This window comes from Tateyamaria omphalii (genome assembly GCF_014651375.1).
Lineage (GTDB): Bacteria > Pseudomonadota > Alphaproteobacteria > Rhodobacterales > Rhodobacteraceae > Tateyamaria > Tateyamaria omphalii.
Genome location: NZ_BMWT01000002.1, coordinates 202489 through 226331, shown reverse-complemented (window position 1 = coordinate 226331; position 23843 = coordinate 202489). Strand labels below are relative to the sequence as shown.

Annotated in this window: 21 protein-coding genes and 2 tRNA genes; 15 read left to right on the top strand and 8 right to left on the bottom strand. The window is 58.0% G+C overall.

The window, feature by feature from the left end; genetic code table 11:
* Positions 1–19 precede the first annotated feature (19 nt).
* Entirely contained in the window at positions 20–265 is a 246-nt protein-coding gene (locus IE087_RS06705; RefSeq protein WP_189368539.1) for a hypothetical protein, read from the top strand.
* Positions 266–317: 52 nt separating this feature from the next.
* Here the strand turns inward: IE087_RS06705 and IE087_RS06700 are convergent, their stop codons facing one another.
* Complete coding sequence (locus tag IE087_RS06700) at positions 318–1811, bottom strand: hypothetical protein (protein WP_189368538.1); 1494 nt, start codon at positions 1809–1811, stop codon at positions 318–320.
* 237 nt (positions 1812–2048) lie between these two features.
* On the opposite strand from IE087_RS06700, the gene IE087_RS06695 reads away from it, so the two are divergent.
* The 4 genes from IE087_RS06695 to IE087_RS06680 all read left to right on the top strand — a co-directional run bounded on the left by IE087_RS06695 (position 2049) and on the right by IE087_RS06680 (position 3759).
* Positions 2049–2987: a pirin family protein gene (locus tag IE087_RS06695; RefSeq protein WP_189368537.1), complete on the top strand. Its 939-nt coding sequence runs from the start codon at positions 2049–2051 to the stop codon at positions 2985–2987.
* On the top strand, positions 2984–3517 hold the full coding sequence (locus IE087_RS06690; protein WP_189368536.1) for a GNAT family N-acetyltransferase: 534 nt from the start codon (positions 2984–2986) through the stop codon (positions 3515–3517). The genes IE087_RS06695 and IE087_RS06690 overlap by 4 nt, the downstream gene beginning before the upstream one ends.
* 40 nt (positions 3518–3557) lie before the next feature.
* A tRNA-Asp gene (locus IE087_RS06685) sits at positions 3558–3634 on the top strand.
* Between the two features lie 48 nt (positions 3635–3682).
* Positions 3683–3759, top strand: a tRNA-Asp gene (locus IE087_RS06680).
* Positions 3760–3868: 109 nt separating this feature from the next.
* Here the strand turns inward: IE087_RS06680 and IE087_RS06675 are convergent.
* Entirely contained in the window at positions 3869–4621 is a 753-nt protein-coding gene (locus IE087_RS06675) for a hypothetical protein (RefSeq protein WP_189368535.1), read from the bottom strand.
* Between the two features lie 90 nt (positions 4622–4711).
* Here IE087_RS06675 and IE087_RS06670 point away from each other — a divergent pair, with 90 nt between their 5' ends.
* A complete protein-coding gene (locus IE087_RS06670; protein ID WP_189368534.1) occupies positions 4712–5584 on the top strand; it encodes a glycosyltransferase family protein in 873 nt (290 codons plus the stop codon).
* 27 nt (positions 5585–5611) lie between these two features.
* Here IE087_RS06670 and IE087_RS06665 read toward each other — a convergent pair whose 3' ends face one another.
* Together IE087_RS06665 and IE087_RS06660 are read right to left on the bottom strand one after the other, a co-directional pair.
* Positions 5612–6466 carry an alpha/beta fold hydrolase gene (locus IE087_RS06665; RefSeq protein ID WP_189368533.1) on the bottom strand — a complete coding sequence of 285 codons (855 nt, stop codon included), beginning with the start codon at positions 6464–6466 and terminating at the stop codon, positions 5612–5614.
* Positions 6463–7833 (bottom strand): M20/M25/M40 family metallo-hydrolase, encoded by a 1371-nt coding sequence (locus IE087_RS06660; RefSeq protein WP_189368532.1) that lies wholly within the window; start codon positions 7831–7833, stop codon positions 6463–6465. The genes IE087_RS06665 and IE087_RS06660 overlap by 4 nt, the downstream gene beginning before the upstream one ends.
* Before the next feature lie 221 nt (positions 7834–8054).
* Between IE087_RS06660 and hemA the strand changes: the two genes are divergently transcribed.
* The 3 genes from hemA (at position 8055) to ispG (ending at position 11806) form a co-directional block, all read left to right on the top strand.
* Positions 8055–9278, top strand: coding sequence for a 5-aminolevulinate synthase (gene hemA / locus IE087_RS06655; protein ID WP_189368531.1), 1224 nt, complete (start codon positions 8055–8057; stop codon positions 9276–9278).
* Between the two features lie 112 nt (positions 9279–9390).
* Entirely contained in the window at positions 9391–10596 is a 1206-nt protein-coding gene (locus IE087_RS06650) for a helix-turn-helix domain-containing protein (protein WP_189368530.1), read from the top strand.
* Between the two features lie 76 nt (positions 10597–10672).
* Entirely contained in the window at positions 10673–11806 is a 1134-nt protein-coding gene (gene ispG, locus IE087_RS06645; RefSeq protein WP_189368529.1) for a flavodoxin-dependent (E)-4-hydroxy-3-methylbut-2-enyl-diphosphate synthase, read from the top strand.
* A gap of 44 nt (positions 11807–11850) precedes the next feature.
* Here the strand turns inward: ispG and IE087_RS06640 are convergent, their stop codons facing one another.
* Both IE087_RS06640 and IE087_RS06635 read right to left on the bottom strand, forming a co-directional pair.
* The gene (locus IE087_RS06640; RefSeq protein WP_189368528.1) at positions 11851–12597 is read right to left on the bottom strand and encodes a DsbA family protein; all 747 of its coding nucleotides are present in this window, start codon (positions 12595–12597) and stop codon (positions 11851–11853) included.
* Between the two features lie 3 nt (positions 12598–12600).
* The gene (locus tag IE087_RS06635; RefSeq protein WP_189368527.1) at positions 12601–13941 is read right to left on the bottom strand and encodes a M48 family metalloprotease; all 1341 of its coding nucleotides are present in this window, start codon (positions 13939–13941) and stop codon (positions 12601–12603) included.
* Between the two features lie 21 nt (positions 13942–13962).
* Between IE087_RS06635 and IE087_RS06630 the strand changes: the two genes are divergently transcribed.
* The 6 genes from IE087_RS06630 (at position 13963) to IE087_RS06605 (ending at position 22442) form a co-directional block, all read left to right on the top strand.
* Entirely contained in the window at positions 13963–15105 is a 1143-nt protein-coding gene (locus tag IE087_RS06630; RefSeq protein WP_189368526.1) for a pyridoxal phosphate-dependent aminotransferase, read from the top strand.
* A gap of 64 nt (positions 15106–15169) precedes the next feature.
* A complete protein-coding gene (locus IE087_RS06625; RefSeq protein WP_189369289.1) occupies positions 15170–16378 on the top strand; it encodes an N-acetylmuramoyl-L-alanine amidase in 1209 nt (402 codons plus the stop codon).
* A 103-nt stretch (positions 16379–16481) separates the two neighbouring features.
* Positions 16482–18992 (top strand): penicillin-binding protein 1A, encoded by a 2511-nt coding sequence (locus tag IE087_RS06620; protein WP_189368525.1) that lies wholly within the window; start codon positions 16482–16484, stop codon positions 18990–18992.
* A gap of 82 nt (positions 18993–19074) precedes the next feature.
* Positions 19075–20199, top strand: a complete 1125-nt coding sequence (prfB, locus tag IE087_RS06615; RefSeq protein WP_189368524.1) for a peptide chain release factor 2 — start codon at positions 19075–19077, stop codon at positions 20197–20199.
* A gap of 39 nt (positions 20200–20238) precedes the next feature.
* The gene (locus tag IE087_RS06610; protein WP_189368523.1) at positions 20239–21654 is read left to right on the top strand and encodes an amidase; all 1416 of its coding nucleotides are present in this window, start codon (positions 20239–20241) and stop codon (positions 21652–21654) included.
* Complete coding sequence (locus IE087_RS06605) at positions 21654–22442, top strand: DUF2189 domain-containing protein (protein WP_189368522.1); 789 nt, start codon at positions 21654–21656, stop codon at positions 22440–22442. The genes IE087_RS06610 and IE087_RS06605 overlap by 1 nt, the downstream gene beginning before the upstream one ends.
* Here IE087_RS06605 and IE087_RS06600 read toward each other — a convergent pair.
* A complete protein-coding gene (locus tag IE087_RS06600; RefSeq protein WP_189368521.1) occupies positions 22439–22657 on the bottom strand; it encodes a hypothetical protein in 219 nt (72 codons plus the stop codon). The genes IE087_RS06605 and IE087_RS06600 overlap by 4 nt on opposite strands.
* Positions 22654–23808 (bottom strand): aromatic ring-hydroxylating oxygenase subunit alpha, encoded by a 1155-nt coding sequence (locus tag IE087_RS06595; protein ID WP_189368520.1) that lies wholly within the window; start codon positions 23806–23808, stop codon positions 22654–22656. Before IE087_RS06595 ends, IE087_RS06600 begins: the two co-directional genes overlap by 4 nt.
* Positions 23809–23843: the final 35 nt, after the last annotated feature.

Below are 23843 nucleotides of genomic sequence, written 5' to 3'. Positions count from 1 at the left end.
TGTTCAAGGTGTCTAGGATATGCTGGAAACCGAGAGGCCAAGCCCGGGGTTGAGCGTTTATGTTCAAAACTTGCTGCAAGAGCTGGATGATCTGCCACAAGAGGGCAGGACTTCTGCAGTGCTGGCTGTGACGGCACGCTTTCTTGAATATGCAGCCTATGAGGTGGCTCAATCTGACGAAGCCCGGCAGGTGGCGCGACTGATCGTTTTGGCGGCCGACATGGAGCGGACTGCGTTGCAGCTGAAGGGCAAGCCGCTGTCATAGCATTGCAATGTATGGGACGAGGCGCCACGCATATGCGCGACGCCCCATGTTTTCAATTGGCTGGCTGTAGCGGCTCAATCTGGGAATAGACATGCGACAGGCCAAACGCTTGGAAACTGTTTGGTGCGCCTTCCGACAGGCTGTGACAGCTGAAACAATTGGTCCCTTGCGTGTAGGTTTCCATCGTCATGTTAGCGATCGAGGTTGAGCCGCGCAGGTTCAATGCCTGGTTCGCAGTTTGGTTCGGGATTGGAGCCACGCTTCCATCTGACGGAGTCGTCGTCCAGACACTGCCGGTCTGGATGTAGTTGGCGCGTATGTCACCGGCAGCCAGCTGGCTGCGTACCGAATTGTTGATCGACAGCAACAATGTGTTGTTCGAGACCGTGGCGCTTGACGGATCATTGGCAAGGCTGCCCCAGGGGTATTCGCGTACCGTGTTCGAGGGGACGATTCCGCCGTTACACATGAACCCTCCGGTACTGTTGATCTGGACGGCAATCGTGCCATCGCTCTTTGCTTTCATGCATTCAGTGTTGGCACCAGCCTGTGTGCCGTTTCTCGCCATGAAGAGAAAGTCGTGATCGCTGTCAAAATCATTGAGGGTGATCGTGCCGTCATCGGCCAGATAATAGTATGGCGCGTCCGGTGCATTGTTGTAGTGCTCGAACGTGGCCCAGACAAACTCGGGATGGTCTTGGACTGTTCCCACGACGTGCATACCCGTCAGGGCGAGTGCCACTGTTTTGGTAGGGTTGGTCGTGTCGACGGACATGGAGCTGTTGTCGTCATTTGCGACGAAGTTCGGGATTGTTCCCTCGATTGTCAGGTAGGTGCTGCTGTCAGCCAAGGTGCTGGCTTCGACCCACGATGTTTTGAGCTCCATCGCGAGCTGATTGCCGGTCAAAAGGGTCGTCCCGCTCCAGCTGGTGCTCATGTAGGCGTTCAAGTCGTCCAGATCCGTCTGGTTGTACGGAAAGGTTGTTTTCGACGCGAGGGTCGAATTTGGATCCTTTTGTCCCGTCAGGAAGTAGGCGTAGGCATCATTTGCGGCCAAACCGTAATACACGAGGGAGTTGTCTTGCGACATCAGGACGCCCGATGATCCAGCCTGTCCGATTTCGCCGATATCGTCACCTGCAGGCGTGTCAGCCTTTTCACTGCGGACTTGCAGCGCTGCCGGTGTTGAATCGGTGTTTTCGATGAACACACGGTTGCCGTCGCTGTCTGCGGGGGCAATTGTAAAGAAATTGGGGCTGTCCAGTACCAGTTTGGTACCGTCTGTCGACGTCAACCACAGGAACATCTGTGCGCCCCAGGTATAGAAATCGCATTTGTCGGGGTCGCCGTAGGTTGTGGTGAAAGTCACGGAGTCCGGTGCGTTCACCGCCGCATTCGCTGCAATGGTATCGTCTGCAAACCAGCCCTTGAACGTGTCCGGTGCCACAACGCAGGTTGGGGCCATATCGGTGGGTACAATACTATCGGCCCAAACGGGCCCTGCAATGGCCACGCAAGCCGCAGTTACACATACTATAGTTTTCATAGCGTCCTCTGTTTGCTGGGTACCTGTGATTATGGGTACCTGCGCCCGTTATACGGGAGCATGGTCGCAACTCAAAGAAATTTGCTCGTAAAAGTTGCGCGTTCAATCAATCTCGGGTTGTGGGGTGTCATTGTCGTCGCCAACCGTGCCCCAGCGCAAAGGGGGCGTGGACAACATATGCTTGCTGGTTTGCATGCTCCAACTATCTTGAACACATGACGCGCAAGGAGACACGCCATGAGCTGGAACCCGGCCCTTGATCCCGATTGTCCCAAAGGGGACGCCGTTGATGCAATCGAAACTGTTATTGTGCCGCGGGCCCGTGATCTGGGTGGGTTTGAGGTGCGCCGTGCCTTGCCTGCGCCCAAGCGGCAGATGGTGGGTCCATTCATCTTTTTTGACCAGATGGGACCGGCCGAATTCGTGACCGGGAAGGGTATCGATGTTCGTCCGCATCCACATATCGGGTTGGCCACGGTCACGTATCTCTACAAAGGTAAGATACATCACAGGGACAGTCTTGGCACGGATCAGTGGATCGAACCGGGCGCTGTGAACTGGATGGTGGCAGGTCACGGGATCACCCACTCTGAACGTACGGATGGCGAGATTCGCAAGAAACCGCACAACCTGTTCGGGATTCAGACCTGGGTTGCGCTGCCCAAGGACGCTGAGGATGACCCGGCCGATTTTCAGCACGCACCCAAGGACACGCTACCGTTTCTGGAAGGGGAAGGCAAAGAGGTGCGTCTGATCCTCGGGGATGCGTGGGGCGAGACGGCGCCCGTGCAGACGTTTTCGGAAATGTTTTATGCGGACGCTGTTCTTGAGGCGGGGGCGCGCATACCCTTGCCGGATAACCACGAGGATCGGGGCGTCTATGTTGTCGAAGGATCGGTGACCGTGGCCGGGGATCTGTATCAGGCGGGGCAAATGATGGTGTTTCGTCCCGGAGACGCCATTTCGCTGACGGCTGGAGAACAGGGTGCACGTTTGATGTTGCTTGGCGGGGCGACGCTGGAGGGGTCGCGGTACATCTGGTGGAACTTTGTGGCGTCGTCGCAGGATCGCATTGATGCGGCAAAGGAGGCGTGGCGCGCAGGCGATTGGGCGCATGGCCGGTTCCAATTGCCGCCCGGAGATGAAAGCGAGTTCATCCCGCTGCCGGAACGATGACGGTGCGTTTGCGCCGTGCGGTGCCAGATGATGCACCTAAGCTTGAGGCCTTGCACGCGCGCAGTTGGCGGGCGTCCTATGCACCGTATGTTCCGGCGGACGCCCTCGGGGCTCCGCTTGATAGCAACATGCGGGCGCGGTGGAGTTCTTGGCCTGCAGACCGGTTGATCCTGCTGGCTGAAGACAGCGATTCCGTGCTTGGATTCGCCGCCGTGGTGCGGGCGGATGTGCCGCTTTTGGATAATCTGCACGTTGATCCGGACGCGCGCAGCAATGGTATTGGTGCCAGGCTGTTGAAGATGGTGGCCTCATGTCTGGCGGAAGAGGGCGCATCCACCTTGCGTCTGGTTGTGATTGCAGACAACGCGCGTGCTCGCCGCTTCTATGTCCGCATGGGTGGACAAGAGGGCACCGCCCACGACGAAGCATTGCTTGGGGAGACAGTGCGCATGGTGCCATTTGATTGGTCTGGAGACGCCTTTGACGCTTTGGTGGCAGATTTTGACAGACAGTCCCGAAAAGACGCTTGACGGGACCGGGGGCTAATCATAAACCCGCCAAACGCAGCGGGCGGTTGTAGCTCAGTTGGTTAGAGTACCGGCCTGTCACGCCGGGGGTCGCGGGTTCGAGCCCCGTCAACCGCGCCACTGCTGCTCTCTGGTCCCGGAGGAATGGGCGCGCCGAAAGGCAAATGCGCGGTTGTAGCTCAGTTGGTTAGAGTACCGGCCTGTCACGCCGGGGGTCGCGGGTTCGAGCCCCGTCAACCGCGCCACTTTCTTCTGTAGATTTGAAATTCGTCTTGAAGCGCGTGATTGTCGCTGTCGGAACGAGGGGCCAGCCCCTCGCGCTCCCCGGAGTTTATCAGGCAAGATGAAGTGGGATCAGTAGGTGTAGCCAAGCCGTGCTTCGAGGTCCGTATCGATGCTGGCGCGCAGATGGTCCATGTCTGCGTCACTCCACGTATCGGGCAGGGCCGGGCGGTCCATCACCGCAGGTTTGAACTTGGAGCCGAGGCGTTTGATGACGGGACGGTATTCGGCATGCGGTTGAGCAGCGCCAAGACAAGACATCAAAGCTGCGAGCGTTGCCTGTGGTTGGTCTTGCGTATCCTCCATGCGCAGAATGGCGCAGGTACACCCCCGGCCCAATAGTGACAGCATGGCGTTAAGCTTTGCAGTGCGAAGGGCAAACAGCGTTTCAAAATGCGCCCCCGTTGCCGGATGCCTATCGTGTTGTAAAGGTTGGCCCACACTGCCCTCGGGAACCAGCCCTTCGAAGTAGCGGGGGCGGTCAATGATTGTGTCCCATTGTGCGCGGATGAACTCTGAAAACGTCATAGCCTGCATCGCGGGTGTGGTGTGCCATGGTTTGGAAAACATAGACCGCGCCCATGTGTCCGCCCGCCGTACAACAACGATGACTGCCAAGTTGGACGGGATAGCCATCATGTGGGTGAAGCCATGTTTCCAACCCAGATCTTCGGTTGGTTTAAGGGGGGTGTTTCGCCCCAGCAGGCGCTTGACGAAGTTTGTGCCGGAAGACCGTTCGCCGATTACCTGATAGCGCGTGATCGGTGTGTCGCCCGTGCGCGCGACATGTAAGCCGGTCTGTGGAAAGTCTGGGGGCAGTGCCATTCAGGGCCTTCGCTGCAAATTAACGATTCTCTTGTTGGGGCCCTTGCGATAGATTGCGCAAAAATAACCCTATGAGCAGGACCTTAACAGATGCAGACAGTGGCCGCCGTGACCATGGTGCGCGATGACGCGTTTTTCCTGAAAGCGTGGCTGCGCCACTACGGTGAGATGTTTGGTCGCGAGAATTGCTATGTCATCAATCACGGTCGTGGTGCCGAAGTGGCTGAACTGGCTGCCGGGTGCAACATCATTGGCATTCCAGGGGATCCGCACAAGAATTTCGACATCAAGCGTTGGGGGTTGCTGAACAACCTGGTCGGAGGGCTGCGACGCTACTATCGCCATGTGATCGTGGGGGATGTGGACGAGTTGGTTGTGCGTGACCCGAAGGCGGGCGGCACATTGCTGGAGTTTCTGGAAGCGGCACCTGAGGGCCGTGTCCTGACGCCGCTTGGTCTTGAGGTGATCCACCGCATCGACCTCGAACAGGACGAGATCACGGACCACATCATCGGCCCGCGCCGCCATGTTCGCCCGGCGCCGCACTACTCAAAACCGTGCATCATCTCGGCCCCGGTCAAGATCGCGCGGGGTGGGCATTTCACGCAGGCCGACAAGCTGTTCACGCCGGACGATCTGTACCTGATGCACCTGAAGTTCTGCGATTTTGGCGCTTATGTCGGGGTTATGGATCACCGCAACGCCGTCACGGATGAGGTGAATGCCTCGGTCAAGGAGGCCTCGATTGGCCGTCATTGGTTTGCCGAAGCGCGCGGAGAGGATCGGGCGGTTTTTGAAGATTTTGCGAAACTAGAAATGGTCGATGAGTTCGACATGCGGCCCCTGCGTCGCAAGATGCAGCGCAGTTTCAAGCCACGCGCCGACACCGGATACTATCACTTCGACCGCCCGGACTATGGCACCCAATATGTTCTGCCTGAACGGTTTGTCGGCGTTATCTGACGTGCGGGGCGCACCGGCAGGTGCGCCTTACGTTTGAGACTTCAGGAATTCGGCGATCGCTTTTGTGGTTTCCTCCGGATGTGTGTCCGGAAAGAAATGCCCGCCTGGCAGACCCACTGCTTGCATGTTCGTGAGCCGGTCCGCCCAAGTTGCAGCTACGTCATAGGCTTGGCCCATGATCCCGTCTGCGCCATAGAGAATAAGGGCAGGGCAATCGACAGTGCGTCCCAGGTCAGCAGCATCGAGGTCGAAATCAACATCGATGGCGGCGCGGTAGTCGTTGCACATTGTGCGGATGCACTCAGGGTCTCTCCACGACGAGCGATACGCAGCTAGTGCATCTGCGTCGAACGTGTCCATGCCACCGCCCCAACCGGCCAGGCAGCTTTCGAAATAAGCGTTGGGATCATGGCCGATCAACGTTTCGGGAAACGGCGCAGGTTGTGCGAGAAAGAACCAGTGATAGTAGGCGCGCGCGACCTGCTGGGTCAGCGCGTCCAGCAACAGATGGGTCGGCACGATGTCCATCAGAGTGAGAGACAGAATGGTCTCGGGACTGTCCAGCGCCATGCGGTGTGCCGTGCGTGCGCCCCGATCATGTCCGACAAGATGGAAGTGATCAAAGCCCAGATGCTGCATCAGCAGCCTTTGATCCGCCGCCATATGGCGAAAGCTCATGTCTTCAATCTGAGCAGGTTTGGTGCTGGCGCCGTAGCCGCGTAGGTCAGCCGTGACGACGGTGAAATGCTGGGCCAATTGCGGTGCAATGGCGTGCCACATGGCCCGTGTTTGCGGAAAACCGTGCAGCAGCAGAACAGGAGGGCCATCGCCCTGCACATCATGGGCGATGGTGATGCCGTCGGCGGTTGTGAAGGTCGTCATGTCAGGGCGTCAAGGATGCGAGCCCAGCTGCGGATGCCTTTGTGAAAGCTCTCCATATCGTATTTTTCGTTGGGCGAGTGGATTTGATCGTCATCCTTGCCGAAGCCGACGAGCATGGGGGTGGTGTCGAGAATGTCCTGGAAATGCCCCGCGATTGGGATTGAACCGCCGCAACCGACATAGGCGGCCGGGACATTCCATTCATTCGTGAGCGCAACACGGGCTGCTTCAAAGGCCGGATCGGTGGTTTCCGTCGTTGAGGCTTGGCTGGCGCCATGGCCCGAGAATTCGACTTCGCAGTCCGCGGGCAGGGCGTCGCGCACCAACTGGCGGAAGCTGTTACGGATCTTGTGTGGGTCCTGATTACCAACTAGGCGGAATGACACCTTGGCGTGTGCCTTGGACGGCAGCACGGTTTTGAACCCATCGCCTGTATAGCCGCCCCAAATGCCATTCACGTCACAGGTTGGACGCGACCAGATCATTTCGATCGGGGTGCGATCTTGTTCGCCTGCTGGTTTCGACAGGCCCACGTCCCCAAGGAACGTGCCGTGGTCAAAGGCCAGGCCCTGCCATTGCTGACGAATGTCATCCGGCAATTCAGGCACGCCGTCATAGAACCCGGGCACCGTAACGCGGCCCTGATCGTCATGCAGAGAGGCCAGGATACGGGTGAGGACGCGGATCGGGTTCATCGCCACGCCGCCATACATGCCCGAATGCAGGTCTTTGTCGGGGGCGGTGATCGTGATCTCTTCGCCTAGCAATCCCCGTAGCATTGTGACGATGGACGGAACGCGGGACTCGAACATGCCGGTGTCGCAGATCAGGGCGAGGTCGGATTTCAGCTCGTCAGCGTTCTCCTCCATGAAGGGGACTAAGGATGGGGAGCCTGATTCTTCTTCGCCTTCGAAGAAGAAGGTGATGCGGCATGGCAGAGAGCCGTGCTCGGACTTCCAGGCGCGACATGCTTCGACAAAGGTCATCAACTGGCCTTTGTCATCAGATGATCCGCGCCCGCGGATGACTGGGCCCTTTGCTGTCTCTTCGATCTGCGGATCGAACGGGTCACGGTCCCAAAGCTCGAGCGGATCAACGGGTTGCACATCGTAGTGCCCATAGAACAGAAGGTGGGGTCCATCGCCATCGACATGACCTACAACCATCGGATGCCCCGGCGTTTCCCGTTTTTCTGCAGTTACACCAATGCTTTGCAGATCACTCACCAACCAGTCAGCGGCGGTCTGACAATGATCCGCAAAGGCCGGATCGGTCGAGATCGACTGAATGCGCAAAAGCTCCAGCAACCGTTCGGTTGCTTGGGGCAGATCAGTGTCGATGCGGGACAGAACGGCGTCGAGGGTCATCAGGTTTCCTTTGATTTGACTGCTGCCGCAACACTACGGCGCGGCGGGGCAGTGTCCAGTGGTTGATCTGGGTCAAAGCGATTGCAGGACGGGTGGGGAATACCGGACCTGCGACATGACGCGCATTTGATTAGCATTGAAGCTCAATCTTGCTGTCTATATTCGTTCTAAACAACGGCCGGTGCGAACGCATTGGCGCAAAGACCAAAATGGAGTATCGCGTGGACTACACCGCCAAATTGGACACCGCCCTGCAACGTCTGCATGACGAAGGCCGTTACCGGACGTTCATCGACATTGAACGTCAAAAGGGTCAGTTCCCGCATGCGGAATGGACGCGGCCGGATGGTAGCAAGACACCGATCACGGTTTGGTGCGGCAATGACTATCTTGGCATGGGGCAAAACCCCATTGTTCTGGAAGCCATGCACGAGGCGATCGATGCGACAGGCGCAGGGTCGGGCGGGACCCGCAATATCTCTGGTACCACGGTGTATCACAAACGGCTCGAAGCCGAGCTTGCCGATTTGCATGGCAAAGAGGCGTCTTTGCTGTTCACCAGCGCCTACATTGCGAATGACGCAACATTAAGTACTCTTCCTAAGCTGTTTCCTGGGCTTATTATTTACTCGGACGCTCTGAATCATGCTTCGATGATCGAAGGTGTGCGGCGGAACGGCGGCGCCAAGCGTGTCTTTCGCCACAATGACGTTGAACATCTGCGGGAGCTTCTGGAAGCAGATGATCCCGAAGCACCTAAGTTGATTGCGTTTGAGTCCATCTATTCGATGGACGGCGACTTTGGGCCAATTGAAGAGATTTGCGATCTGGCGGACGAATTCGGTGCGCTCACTTATCTCGACGAAGTGCACGCCGTGGGCATGTATGGGCCGCGCGGTGGAGGGGTTGCGGAACGTGATGGGCTGATGCACCGCATCGACGTCATCAATGGCACGCTGGCGAAAGCGTATGGGGTGATGGGCGGGTACATTGCCGCATCTGCCAAGATGTGCGATGCGATCCGATCCTATGCACCGGGGTTCATCTTTACGACATCCTTGCCGCCTGCCGTGGCTGCCGGAGCGGCCGCTTCGGTTGCGTTCCTGAAAACGGCAGAAAATCTGCGTTCTGACCATCAGGCACAAGCCAAGGCTTTGAAGCTGAGATTGAAAGGTCTTGGGTTGCCCATCATCGACCATGGCAGCCACATCGTACCTGTCATGGTCGGGAACCCTGTGCATACCAAGGTGCTGAGCGACATGCTCTTGGAAGAGCATGGGATTTATGTACAGCCGATCAACTTCCCGACGGTTCCGCGGGGCACGGAGCGGTTGCGGTTCACGCCTTCCCCTGTGCATGGCCCACAGGAGATTGATGCGCTTGTGAAAGCCATGGATAAATTGTGGTCGCATTGTGCGCTAAATCGCGCCGAGAGTGCAGGTTAATTCACTAATATTCGCAAATATCGTTGCCATATGTTACCGTGTGTTAAACAACAGAGGTGAAGCGAATCGAGTGGGATCGGCTCGTCATCACTTGGGACAACGGGGCAGCTGAATGATCGGGCGAAAATCCGACATTGCAAAAACTGAAGAAAACGTCGAACCAAAGGGCTTTGACGATTTCGAGCTACGCCTCGGTGACATTATGCGCGGTGAGCGGGCGACCATGGGGAAATCCCTTTTGGACGTTCAGCGGGAACTGCGAATAAAGGCAAGCTACATTGCTGCCATAGAAGCCTGTGATCCGGATGCGTTCGACACACCTGGTTTTATCGCCGGGTATGTCAGATCCTATGCCCGCTACCTGAATATGGATCCCGATCGCTCCTTTCACACATTTTGTTCTGAAAGCGGATTCTCGGTTGCCCACGGCATGTCCGCAGAAGCGTCCGTCGTCAAGAAAGCGTCCCGTGAAGATCGGCTTCAAAAGCCCCATGGCGCGGATATCTTCGCGGCGCCTTCGACCCCGTTCGTTCCAACAGGCGAGGCCGTTTGGTCGAGGATTGAGCCACGTGCGGTCGGATCGTCTCTCGTTCTGCTTGCGTTGATTGGCGGTATCGGGTTTGGCGGCTACTCTGTTCTTCAGGAAGTGCAGCGCGTCCAGGTGGCACCGGTCGATCAAACGCCTGTTGTTCTGTCTGACCTTGATCCGCTGAGCAGTTCAAACGTTGTCCAGGCCGAGCAGGGACCATCGATTGAAACACCACGCGCCGATGCGTTGGACCGGCTGTATCGGCCGCAAGCATTGGACGTACCGGTCTTGGTTGCCCGCGACGCACCCATTGCAACGCTGGACCCGCGTGAGATTGGAACATTTGTTGCCCCTGAACTCACCGACGACACGCCTCTTATCGGGGCGGTGGATCGCGCCTTGGCAGAGGCGATCGCACCGGCTGTCCCGCAGGTTGTCGAGGAAACTGCGCCTGCGCTGACAATGGTTGCTGTGCGCCCGTCTTGGGTGCGTGTACGGGCTGCCGATGGAACCGTGATATTCGAAGCAACGATGCAGGCTGGCGATACGTGGGAAGCGCCCTTGACCGAAGAGGCGCCGACACTGCGCACCGGTGAAAGCGGCGCGATCTACTTTGCAATGAACAGCAAGTTCTACGGCCCGGTCGGTCAAACAGGCGCTGTCACCTCCAATCTGCCGCTTGAAATTGCTGGTTTGAAGGAAACCTATCTGCCGGTTGACGTCAGCACGGACGAGGGTCTGATCCGATATGCCGAAGCACAGGCGGCTTCCAACCGGATTAGCGAATAGTCATTGCGCACCATTGCCCGGGTGCTGTCGCCTGTCTATCTTCTGTGTCAACTGCCGATGCTGAGCAAGGTGTTTCATGTCGCTTAACCATATCCGTCCGTGGCGCAACATCTACAGGCGGGAAAGCCGTCAGATCATGGTGGGATCGGTTCCCGTCGGTGGGGATGCCCCCATAACCGTTCAGACCATGACAAACACCCTGACGACCGACGCGCCGGCGACCATCGCGCAAATCCTGGCAGCCGCAGAGGCGGGGGCAGACATCGTACGCGTGTCCGTGCCGGACGAAGCATCCTCCAACGCGTTGAAGGAGATCGTCGCTGAAAGCCCTGTGCCCATCGTCGCTGACATCCATTTTCATTATAAACGCGGGATCGAAGCCGCAGAAGCGGGCGCGGCCTGTTTGCGGATCAACCCCGGCAACATCGGTTCCGAAGATCGGGTCAAGGAAGTCATCAAGGCCGCGCGCGACCATAATTGCTCGATCCGTATTGGTGTAAACGCAGGATCGCTCGAGAAGCACTTGCTTGAAAAGTATGGAGAACCGACGCCAGATGCGATGGTGGAATCCGGCCTCGACCACATCAAGATATTGCAGGACAATGACTTTCACGAGTTCAAGATCAGCTGCAAAGCGTCTGATGTGTTCATGGCAGCCGCAGCGTATCAGAAGTTGGCTGATGCCACGGATGCGCCGATCCACCTTGGGATCACTGAAGCGGGCGGCTTGACGTCGGGCACCATTAAGTCTGCGATTGGCCTTGGCAACCTGCTGTGGATGGGCATCGGCGATACGATCCGCGTGTCCTTGTCTGCCGATCCAGTGGAAGAGGTCAAAGTCGGCTACGAAATTCTCAAGTCACTTGGTCTGCGGCACCGGGGTGTAAACATCATCTCGTGCCCATCCTGCGCGCGGCAGGGTTTTGATGTGATCAAGACTGTGGAAGTGCTGGAAGACCGGTTGGCGCATATCAAGACACCCATGAGCCTGTCCATCATCGGCTGCGTCGTGAACGGACCGGGCGAAGCGCTTATGACGGATGTCGGCTTTACTGGGGGCGGGGCAGGGCACGGAATGGTGTATCTGGCTGGCAAGCAAAGCCACCGGATGGACAACGACCAGATGGTTGATCACATCGTCGAAGAGGTCGAGAAGAAAGCCGCGGAACTGGACGCCGCAAGCGCAGCCGAGGCGCAAGCGGCAGAGTAGCTTGTTGTTCTGGAGGGGGCGGGCGCCCAGAAGACGTCAGCGGGTCATCCCCGCTTTTCGTCGACCAATGCCAGCATCTCATCAAAAGGCAGGAAGCCACGCAAAAGTTCGTCTTGCAGAACAAATGTTGGCGTTCCGGTGATTTGCAACCTTTGAGCCAAGGCGCGGGTGCGACGAATTTCGTCTGTCACGGCCTCGCTGTCCATATGTGCTTCAATCGCTTCGGCATCGAGGCCAAAGGTCGATGCCATGCGCCGCAGCGTGCGCATCGATACATCCCCTGACATTTCCATCATGGCGTCGCTGATGCTTTTGTAGGCCTCTGATCCCGCGACCTGCTTTGTCGCGATCGTGAAGCGCGAGGCCAGCAGCGACTGTTCCCCAAGGATCGGGAATTCTTTGACAATCAGGCGGATGTTGCCATCTGTTTCCAATAGTTTGGCAACCTCACCGTGGGCGCGTTTACAAAACCCGCAACGGTAGTCGAGGAATTCGACCAGTGTGATGTCCCCATCAGGGTTACCGCCGACAAAGCTGAAGCCGTCGTTGAAAATATCTTCGGCGTTGTCGGACACCAGTGATAGATCCGCCTGTGCCTGCGCGGCAGCTTGCCGTTGCTCCAGTACTTGCACCGCGTCCATAATGACCTGCGGATTGTCCATCAGATACGCGCGCACTTCCTCGCGGAAAATCTGCCGCTCTTCGTCAGTCATTTGGCTCAGGTCAAGCGCCTGGGCGGGCATTGCAATCGCCATGGCAAAAGAGGCGGCTGCGAGGGGGCGGAAGAACATGCTCTATCTCCGTTTCTTGCGCTTTTCTGCGCGTTCAGATGCAAGGACCACATCCTGTGCCCTTTGCCAAGGGCCGGAACCTTCAGGCAGAAGGCCTGCGGCCCGTTTTGCGTGGATACCGGCATCTTCGAGCCGCCCACGCAGGGCATACCGTTCGGCTGTGATGAGGGATGCCATGCCACGTTGGCCAGACTTTGCATAGGCCACACTCAGGTCGCGCAACATGGACCCGTCCCGGAAATCAATGCGGCGCGCGCGTTCAAGTGCGGGAAGGGCGGCCCGCACATTTCCACTGGCCAAGAGCGCACGTCCGTATCCGGCTTGCAGCAAGCCATCGTTGGGCCGCAGTTGCACGGCGCGGCCATGTGCATTTGCTGCCGCCGCGAACTGACGCGTTTCCATCAGAATTTGCCCCTTGAGATCGTACAGGAAAGGGTCCTGCGGTCGCAGAGCGATGGCTTTGTCGATGGCCGAGATCGCGCGACGGGTTTGCGAGTTCTGGTGTCGGGCCGCTGCCTCGCGCATCAAGGCGATGTCTCGGTGGCCGCTTTCACCCAATCGGTTCAGAGTCCAGCTGGGGCGGCGGGTGAACGATGTGAGTTTACCTTTGGCACGCGCAAACCAGTAGTCCCACGTCGCGGAGTTTGCGCTGCCCGACCCGCCATAGGCTGCCGCAAACCCTTCGATCGTGCGCAGCCGATCGCGACTTAGAGGGTGCGAGCGCACATACGGGTCTTGTCTGCTCGCGCTGAGCATTTCTTGGCCTCGGAACAGACGAAAGACATCGAGCATGCCGCTCAGCTCAATGCCGGCGCTGCGCAGATAACGTGCGCCGGATTGGTCGGCGGCGGTTTCTTCGGCGCGGGTGTGGCTGAGAAAATTGCGCTGCGCCGCGCTTTGCGTCCCAAGACTGATGGCCGCTGCACCTTCGCCGGCGCCTGCGGCAGCGGCCAAAAGCGCCAGTGCTTGACCAAGTGTCGCAGCCGTGCGCGCGTTGCCGAGGTTCGTGATCCGTCGGGTAATGTGCCCATTAGCGATATGCGCGGCTTCGTGTGCGATCACGGCCTGCAGCATGGCCGCCCGATCCATACGGCTGATCAGGCCGGAATGGATGTAGATCGCGTCATTGCCGATCACGAATGCATTGAGCGAACTGTCATTGACAACGAGGATCTTGGTGCGCGATGCGCTCAGGCCCGCCGCCTTCAGAACGGGCGCTGCGACTTGCGCCAGCGCATATTCCATGTCTGCGTCACGTAACAAGGATACCGCACGCGCAGGCAAGGCGAGCGCAAGCGACACGATCAGGATTGACGCCACCCGCGTCAGGGTATGAAAGGTCATGGTTCGATCATAGGAGACGCCATGCGAACCTCAAGACGCAGCGATGTCGATCCCTTCATTGTGATGGATGTGATGGAGGCCGCGCGAGCCGCGGAATCTGCGGGCCGCCATATAATCCACATGGAAGTAGGGCAGCCTGGCACGGGAGCGCCTCAGGCGGCGATCCGCGCATTGGAACGGGCGATGTCGGACGGCCCACTCGGCTATACCGTTGCCTTGGGGTTGCCCGCACTTCGGGCGCGCATCGCACGGCTGTATGGCGATTGGTACAATATTGATCTGAACCCGGACCGTGTGATCGTCACGTCCGGTGCTTCGGGCGGTTTTATCCTTGCGTTCAATGCGTTGTTCGACAGCGGGGATCGCATCGGCATTGGCGCCCCGGGATATCCAAGTTATCGGCAAATCCTGACGGGCCTGGGTTTGACACCTGTGGATTTGCAGACCGCCGCCGCGAACCGTTATCAACCTGTGCCGGATGACTTTGCAGACCAAGATTTGCAGGGCTTGCTCGTTGCCTCTCCGGCCAATCCCACCGGGACAATGTTGGACCGTGCCACCATGGCGCATCTGGTCGGTGCTGCGAAGGAGGCGGGAGCCAGCTTTATCAGCGACGAAATCTACCACGGCATCGAATATGAGGCCAAAGCCATCAGCGCACTGAATGTCAGCGATGATGTTTATGTCATCAACTCGTTTTCCAAATATTTCTCGATGACTGGTTGGCGTGCCGGATGGATGGTGGTGCCCGAGGATCACATACGTGTGGTTGAACGCTTGGCGCAAAACATGTTCATATGCCCGCCTCATGCCAGTCAGGTGGCCGCGCTTGCGGCCATGGACGCAACGGGCGAGTTGGAGGCAAATCTGGATGTCTACCGCACCAACCGTGCCCTGATGCTGGAAGGGCTGCCGAAAGCCGGGTTCACGCGCATCGCGCCGCCTGACGGAGCGTTTTATGTTTACGCCGATGTGTCAGAGCTGACCAACGACAGCCGCGCATTTGCAGCGCAGATACTGGACGTTGCGGGTGTTGCGGTGACACCGGGTCTCGACTTTGACCCAGTGCGTGGGCACCAGACGCTCCGTTTTTCGTATGCACGTAAGACAGAAGACATCGTGGAAGGCCTGTCGCGCTTGAAGGATTTCATGGATCAACGTTGATGGGGGATTCCCGCGACCGGTTCGACCCGATATGCTGCGAGCAAAATACAAAAGGGCAGTGGTGATGCGGGCGATTATTGTCGCGGTGTTGATGTGGGTAAGTGTTGTCCCGGTGATGGCACAGGACTTGTCTGGTCTGGCACGCGTCGATGTCAACAAAAGCAAGATTTCCGATGGGTGGTTTGGCACGACCGAATTGACGTTGTCGCTCAGCCAGGGGGTGCCGTACCGGGTCTTTTCATTGTCCGAACCGCCACGCTTGGTCGTGGATTTTCGTGAAGTCGATTTTACCGGCGTTTCACCAGATGCTTTGCTGCCGGAACCGGGGCGCATTTCAGCTGTGCGGTTTGGGGCTTTCAAGCCCGGTTGGTCGCGGCTTGTACTGGATCTGGGCGCGCAGATGCTACCCAACGAGATCGCCATGCCCGTAGACCCGTCTTCCGGGCAGGCCACGTTGTCCATCAAATTGCACGCAGTGCCTGCCGACGAATTCGCCGAACGGGCTGGTCCACCTGTGGACGCAGATTGGGGTGTGCAGGCGGCAGACCAACCACCGACCATCGAGGCAGAGGACTTCGTGGTTGTCATCGACCCCGGACATGGCGGGATTGACCCCGGCGCCGTGCGCGACACCACCAGCGAAAAGGAATTGATGCTGGGGGTTGGGTTGGCGTTGCGCGACGCATTGCGCCGGGCTGGCGGTGTTGAGGTTGTCTTGACCCGGGATACGGATACTTTCGTTTCTCTGACCGGTCGGGTTGCTTTGGCGCATCAGGTTGGTGCGGATGCTTTCGTGTCCTTGCACGCCGACGCCTTAAGCCAAGGTCAGGCAAGAGGGGCAACTGTTTACACCTTGTCCGATGAAGCGAGTGACGCTGCTTCAGCGCAATTGGCGGCACAGCACGACCGTGCTGACATTTTGGCCGGTGTGGACCTGAGTGGTACGGATGATCAGGTTGCTTCCGTTCTGATGGACCTGGCTCGTACCGAAACCATGCCGCGCACGGACACTTTGGCGACGGCACTCATAGACAACATGGCAGCGGCGGGCGGACCGATGAACAAGCGCCCCCGGCGCGAGGCCGCGTTCTCGGTTCTGAAAAGCGCTGATATCCCATCTGTTCTGGTCGAGGTGGGATTTTTGTCGGATCAACGTGACCTTGCCAACCTGCGCGACCCGGTATGGCGCGCGGTTATGGTCGAAGCCTTGGCGGCCGGCATCCTGCAATGGCGTGATGATGATCTGGCGATGCAACCGCTGATCCGGCAATAGCCGTTCACGTCGGCGACATCGCGCTACCGTTCGCTTTTGACCCTGTCCGCGCCGTCGCGTATACGGGAACAAAAGCTACCGTTGAAAACAGGTGCGAGCGGTCATGTTTCGGTTCATTCTTTCCTTCTTTGGCGGGATTTTCACCACGGTGACAATGGGCATAGCCATGGTTGCCCTGTCGGTTGGCGCCGTTTTTTGGATGTATGGGCGGGATTTGCCCAGCCACGAGTCGCTCGCCCAGTACCAACCCGCCACGATCAGCCGGATCTATTCCGGTGAAGGGCAGATCATTGATGAATTTGCCCAGGAACGCCGCCTTTTTGCCCCTGCCGAGACGATCCCGGACCTTGTGAAACAAGCATTCATCTCGGCCGAGGATAAGAACTTCTATACCCATGATGGTTACGATTTGCGTGGTATAGCAGTTGCTGCGTTGGATTGTGTGGTGTCGCGCGGAGCAGGGTGCCGTGGTGCATCAACCATCACGCAACAGGTGATGAAGAATTTCCTTCTGAGCGGTGATCGTCAGGCGGAGCGGAAGATCAAGGAGATTATTCTTTCTGCCCGGGTCGAGGAAGCGCTGACGAAGGAGAAAATCCTTGAGTTGTACCTGAACGAGATCTTCCTGGGCCAGAATTCCTATGGCGTGGCGGCTGCCAGTCTGACCTATTTCAACAAGACGCTTAGCGAACTTGAACCACACGAAGCGGCATACCTGGCCGCTTTGCCAAAGAGCCCGTCGAACAGGCACCCAGTGCGTGATCGTGATGTCGCGCTGTTTTGGCGCAACAATACCCTGCGGGAGATGCACGAAAACGGCTACCTTGACGAAAATGTCTACCAGGCTGAACGGGAGATGCCTCTGCGCTCGGTCCAGAATGGGGACTTTGACAGCTTCAAATCCGAATTGCCGCCGCGCGACTATTTTACCGATGAAATTCGTCGACAGCTAAGTCAGGACTACGGCGAAGGTGAGTTCTTTACCGGTGGTTACACCGTGCGAGCGACCATTGATGCAGAGATGCAGCCCGTTGCGGCCTACGCTTTGCGACGTCAGCTTGAAAGCTATGACCGTGGGCTTGGTGTTTGGCGTGGCACTGGCAAAAGCATTGAAGCGGATCAGCTGGAGAATTGGCAAGACGCACTCAGGAGTGTTTCGGTTGCGCGTGACGTTGACTTGAATGGCGTTTGGCGCCCCGCTGTTGTTCTGGAAGTCGAAGATCAACAGTTGCGCCTTGGCATCGAAGGGTGGACCGACAGTGAGCCTGCCGCTGTTGTTCCGCGCGAAGACATCAAATGGATTCAGGGTAATTTCTTTGACAACTTCGAGATCGGCGATGTGGTGCATGTGCGCGCAATGACCGCCGACAACGACGGCTCTTTCATTCGTTGGACGCTGCGCCAAGTGCCTCGTGTACAAGGTGGTTTTGTTGCGATGGACGTGAACACGGGCCGCGTCATCGCCATGCAGGGTGGGTTCAGCTATCAGAACTCGGTCTTCAACCGGGCAACGCAGGCCAAACGTCAGCCTGGGTCTTCGTTTAAACCGTTTGTGTATGCCGCTGCGCTGGACAGTGGTTACTCGCCAGCAACAATCGTCGTGGACGCGCCGATCGAGATCAATACGCCCCAGGGCCTTTGGCGCCCGCGCAATTCGTCCAGACAGTTCTACGGCCCAACGCCTCTGCGCACAGGTATTGAACGGTCCCGGAACCTGATGACCATTCGTCTGGCAGAGGAAGTCGGGATGGACATCGTGGCCGACTATGCGGAACGGTTCGGTGTGTATGATCGCATGGGGCTGTTTTTGGCCAACTCGCTGGGGGCCGAAGAAACAACCCTGTATCAAATGGTTTCGGCCTACGCGATGTTCGCAAATGGCGGTGAGAGGGTGCAACCCACCTTGATTGACCGGGTGCAGGATCGGTTCGGTCGCACCGTCTATCGTCATGATGAACGCGAGTGCCGGGATTGTACACAATTGGCCAGCCTGGATCCGGGCATTGCCCCTCGGGTTGTGTCCAATCGCGAACGGGTCATGGACCCTGTAACGGCCTATCAACTGACGTCGATGATGAAGGGTGTGGTTGATCGCGGAACCGCTGCACGCACAGTGAACCTGCCAGTTCCGATTGCTGGCAAGACAGGCACCACGAATGACGCAAAAGACGTTTGGTTTGTAGGGTTTTCAAGCGACATCGTCGCGGGCTGCTACATCGGGTATGACCAACCGCGCAGCCTTGGCCGCAGTGCGGGTGGTGGCGGGATGTGCGGTCCGGTGTTCAATACCTTCATGCAAGAGGCCATCGCCAAGTATGGTGGCGGGGCTTTCGAGATCCCTGACGAATGCATGTTCATCAAGATCGATCGCTTTTCAGGCGCACGCCTGAGCGACACCGCGTCAGGCGATAACGTCGTCAGCGAATGCTTCCGCGACGGGTTCGAACCCACATTCGGCATCACATTCGATGGTGGCTTTGCAATGGGGGCTGATCTTCCGTTGTTCGAGGAAGTCGGTGGAGGTGGTCGTCAGGTCACCACATCAACCGGCAAAAACGCGGTTGTGGGGCCCAAGGCGAACTTCGGCACATTGAGTTCCGGTGGTTTGTACTGACTGGGTGAACCAAGCGGTTCGGGTGATCTTGTCGTGCTGACTTGCATGGGCTATTCCGAGGCTCTGCCAGGAAGGGTTGGACATGCGCGCCGAAATTCAGAATGTCGTGGAAGAGATTGAAAAGTCGGTGGCTTTGCTGGCTCAACGATTGGATGTCGAAACGGCGCAGCACCGGTTGGAAGAGTTCAACGCGCGTGTCGAGGACCCCAATCTGTGGGATGATCCCGATGCTGCGCAGAAGCTGATGCGCGACCGCCAGATGTTGGTGGATGCGATGGAAACCCACGACCGCATCAAGCAGGACCTCGCAGACAACATCGAGCTTATTGAACTGGGTGAGATGGAAGAAGACGAAGAGGTGATCTCTGACGCCGAGGCGGCAATCAAGGCGCTGGCTGAAACTGCGGCTCAGAAGGAACTCGAGGCCTTGCTTGATGGCGAAGCGGATGGGAACGACACCTTTCTTGAGATCAACTCGGGTGCCGGTGGCACGGAATCCTGCGACTGGGCGGCCATGTTGGCTCGGATGTATGTCCGTTGGGCTGAAAAGAAGGGCTATAAGGTCGAGCTGCAATCGGAGAGTGCCGGCGAAGAGGCTGGGATCAAGTCGGCGACCTACAAGATCAGCGGGCAAAATGCCTATGGCTGGCTGAAGTCGGAAAGCGGCGTACATCGCCTCGTTCGCATCAGCCCGTTTGACAGTGCCGCCAAACGCCACACCAGCTTTACCTCTGTTGGTGTTTATCCGGTGGTGGACGACAATATCGAGATCGAGGTGAACCCCGCCGACATCCGCATCGACACCTACCGGTCGTCCGGGGCGGGCGGGCAGCACGTGAATACCACGGACTCGGCGGTTCGGATCACCCACGCGCCCACCGGTATCGTCGTCACCAGCTCTGAAAAATCCCAGCACCAGAACCGCGACATCGCCATGAAAGCGTTGAAAAGCCGTCTGTATCAGATGGAACTGGATCGCCGGAACGCTGCCGTAAACGAGATGCACGAGAACAAGGGCGATGCGGGGTGGGGCAACCAGATCCGATCCTATGTCTTGCAACCCTACCAGATGGTGAAAGACCTGCGTACCAATTACGAGACGTCCGACACCAAGGGCGTTCTGGACGGGGATCTTGATGGGTTAATGGCGGCCACGCTAGCCTTGGATGTATCGGGCAAGTCCCGGGCCGAGGCACAGGCGGATTGATCCGCCTTTGGCCTGCCAATGTAAAGGGAGGCCAATCACATGATCGAAGATGGCGCGCTTGCACTGCGGGCGCAACTGGATGCGGGCAATATCACCGCAGAAACGCTCATGGAGCGTACGCTTGACCGCATTGCCGCGATAAATCCCAAGGTCAACGCGATTGTCTCGTTGCGAGATGCCGACACCTTGATGTCCGAAGCGCGTGCAGCTGATGCTGCGCCCAAGGCGGGTTGGTTGCATGGCATCCCGATGGCCATCAAGGATTTGGCGAATGCCAAGGGGCTGCTGACTTCAATGGGATCGCCCTTGTTTGCCGGGCAGGTTGCACCATCCGATGACGTCATGGTGGCCCGTTTGCGTGCAGCCGGAGCGATCATCATCGGAAAAACAAACACTCCTGAGTTTGGTCTTGGGTCGCACAGCATCAACCCTGTCTTTGGCGCCACGCGAAACCCATACAATGCTGAGTGCAGCGCTGGCGGGTCATCCGGTGGGGCAGGGGTGGCCTTGGCCACTGGTATGCTGAGCGTTGCTGACGGTTCGGACATGATGGGGTCGCTACGCAACCCGGCCGGATGGAACAACGTGTATGGGATGCGGCCCAGCTGGGGCCTCGTCCCGTCTGAGCCGATGGGTGACAGTTTCCTGCATCAGCTTTCAACAAATGGGCCGATGGCCCGTACACCCAGCGATCTGGCGGCCCTTCTGGATACAATGGCCGGGTCTGATCCGCGTCAGCCGCACGGCGTCGATGCACCGCCCACATTGCCACAGATCGAAGGAGGTGCCGACGGGTTGTGTGTTGGTTGGCTGGGCGACTGGGGTGGTGCTCTGCCCATGGCGGCCGGTGTGCTGGACCTGTGTAAGGCGGCGTTGACGGAGATGGAGGTGCTCGGCGTTACGGTGGACGCCATAGATGCCCCTTTTGATCGCGATGAGATTTGGTCGTCCTGGATTACGTTGCGCAGTTGGGCTGTCGCCGGGAACCTTGATGTTCTTTACGCGGACCCGGCCAAGCGCGAACACCTGAAAGACACTGCAATCTGGGAGATCGAACGTGGCCTCGGCCTGTCAGCCATGGAAGTGCACCGGGCCAGCGTGATAAGATCGCATTGGTTCAAGGCCGCCACGGTCTTGTTCGAACGCTACGACGTGCTTGTGTTGCCTTCTGCTCAGATGTGGCCTTTCGACGTCTCAATGGATTGGCCGAGCGAGATTGGCGGCACGGCCATGGATACGTATCACCGCTGGATGGAGGTCGTGGTGCCTGCGAGTTTACTAGGCTTGCCCGCAGTATGTGTACCGGCTGGTTTCGGTGGGCCGCACGATCTGCCCATGGGACTTCAGTTGATCGGGCGGCGGGGCAGCGACGCGCTCTTGCTGCGATTGGCCCAAGCATGGCACGATATGACAGACTGGCCTGCGCGCCGTCCCGGAATGGAGGGTCTCATGTAATGGAAGCGAACCCGTATCCCAGCCTCCCTGCAGGTGTGCCGCCATTTGACGCGCCGCGGCCTGCATTCATTCGCCATGCTTTATCCGCCGGTTGGAGTGATTTCCGCACGGCGCCGGGTTTTGGCCTTTTGACCGGGATTGCGTCCGTCATTGCAGGGTGGGTGTTGATAGGTCTCACAATATGGGCCGGTCACACGTTCTGGCTCATCCTCGCCGTTTTCGGGTTCCCGCTGGTGGCTCCACTTTGTGCACTTGGAACCTACGAAGTGTCGCGGCGGATCGGGATGGGGCAACCTGCGGGAATTGGCGTCATCCTGGCGCAGTTGCAGGAGGAGCGAGGGAGACAGCTGCCATGGCTATCAATGCTGATGGTGGTTGCACTGCTGTTCTGGTTCTTTCTGGGGCACATGATTTTTGCGCTTTTTCTGGGCCTCAAACCCATGGTGAACGTCACCACATCATTTGATGTGTTCCTAAGCATCGACGGATTGATGATGATGGGGCTTGGCACCGTTGTCGGCGGTATCTTTGCCTTCATCTTCTTTGCGATGTGCGTGTTTGGCCTGCCGCTGCTGTTGGCGCGAGAGGTGGATTACATGACTGCAATCCTTGCCAGTTGGGGGCATGTGCAGGCCCACATTGTCCCCATGCTGAGTTGGGCGGCTGTCATCGTGGTTCTGCTGTTTCTGGCAATGCTGCCTGGGCTGTTGGGTCTGGTTGTTGTGTTGCCGTGGCTTGGACATGCGTCCTGGCACATCTATGCGCAAATGGCTGCCGGTGCACGTTAAAGCGGTGTTTCGCGCCCCATCTCTATCAGCATTTGACGTAGAAGCGGGGCATCGGGGTGCGCCGTTTCCAAGGCAAAGACATGCGCTTGCGTCAGGAAAAAAGCACGTTCATGCTCTGACGGCGCCGCAGTTGCCGCCTCTTGATACAGACTGACCAAAGCGGCTTGCTTGCCATCGGTATGGGCCGCCAGAAGACGCTGCTCAAGATCGTTCATTCGCATGCGTTTGTTGTTGCACGGTGCGCCATCATTCGGTCTGCAACCCAACTGTGAAACAGGTGCGTGGGCCCATCCATCGCCGGTGAGAAACGACCGCCGTCAAAAGCCGGGGTTCGCCGGCCGCGCTGCATGCCTTCGACAACAAAAATGTCTTCCTCGAAGACCTGCTTCCACTGCGTGGTGTTGCGCATCCTCAAGGCGGGATCGGTGTCAGGCTGGGCGTAATACAGGTGTATGTTTTCGACCGTTTGCCCTGGGCCCTGTGGAACCAATATGATCGCAAAGGCATGATCGCGATGCACGCCAAGCAAGACATTCGGGTAGGCCGTGATGTATTCCGCTGCAGTGTCCCACTTATTGCTTAGTCCTGCGAAGTCAGGGAACATGCCGCCCTTATCATCTGTCAGTTGTCGGTACACGCGCGTGCCTTGGCCCGAGTATCTGCCTGGCGCCTCAATGTGATAGTGGTCTTCAAGCCGCGAGTAGACGTTAAGATCCGGATGCACCCACGGCAGATGGTAGCTTTCGCAGTAATTCTCGACTGCCAGTTTCCAATTGCAATTCACGGTGAGCTGAAACCGGCTGTCCGACCCGCCATGGTAGAGTGGTTTGTCGAACTCTGCCCACCGGGCAATCAAATCCGCGTTGGCTGTTTCAAACGGGTGTGCATCGCCAGACAGATTGATCCAGACGACATCCATCCAAATATGACTGCGCACCTCGATTAACCCGAGCAGAGATTTGTCGATACCTTCGGCAGTATTTTGACCCGGCCCACCTACATGCGGTGTGGATACCAAGCGCCCTTCGGTAGAGTAGCACCAACTGTGGTAGGGGCATCGTATGGCACCTTCGATCTTGCGCGGTGCGTCGACAAGGATCATGCCACGATGGCGGCAGATATTGTGAAACACTCGGACAATGCCTGACCTGTCGCGGATCAGCAGTAGGGGAATGCCGAGAAAAGTGAGCGGAACAGCGTCACCTGGGGCCTGCACATCGGCAGCAACGGCTAGGCCTGACCAACCTGCCATCATCAACGCTTCACGTTCTTCGTTGAACACCGCTTGGCTGGTATAGTGTTCGTTGGGCAAGCCATGCGCGGACGAAATTTGACGGCGCACTGCGCTCAGGGTGGTTGTGTCCATTCGGAGGCCCCTCGTGCTGTTTGACTACACGATAA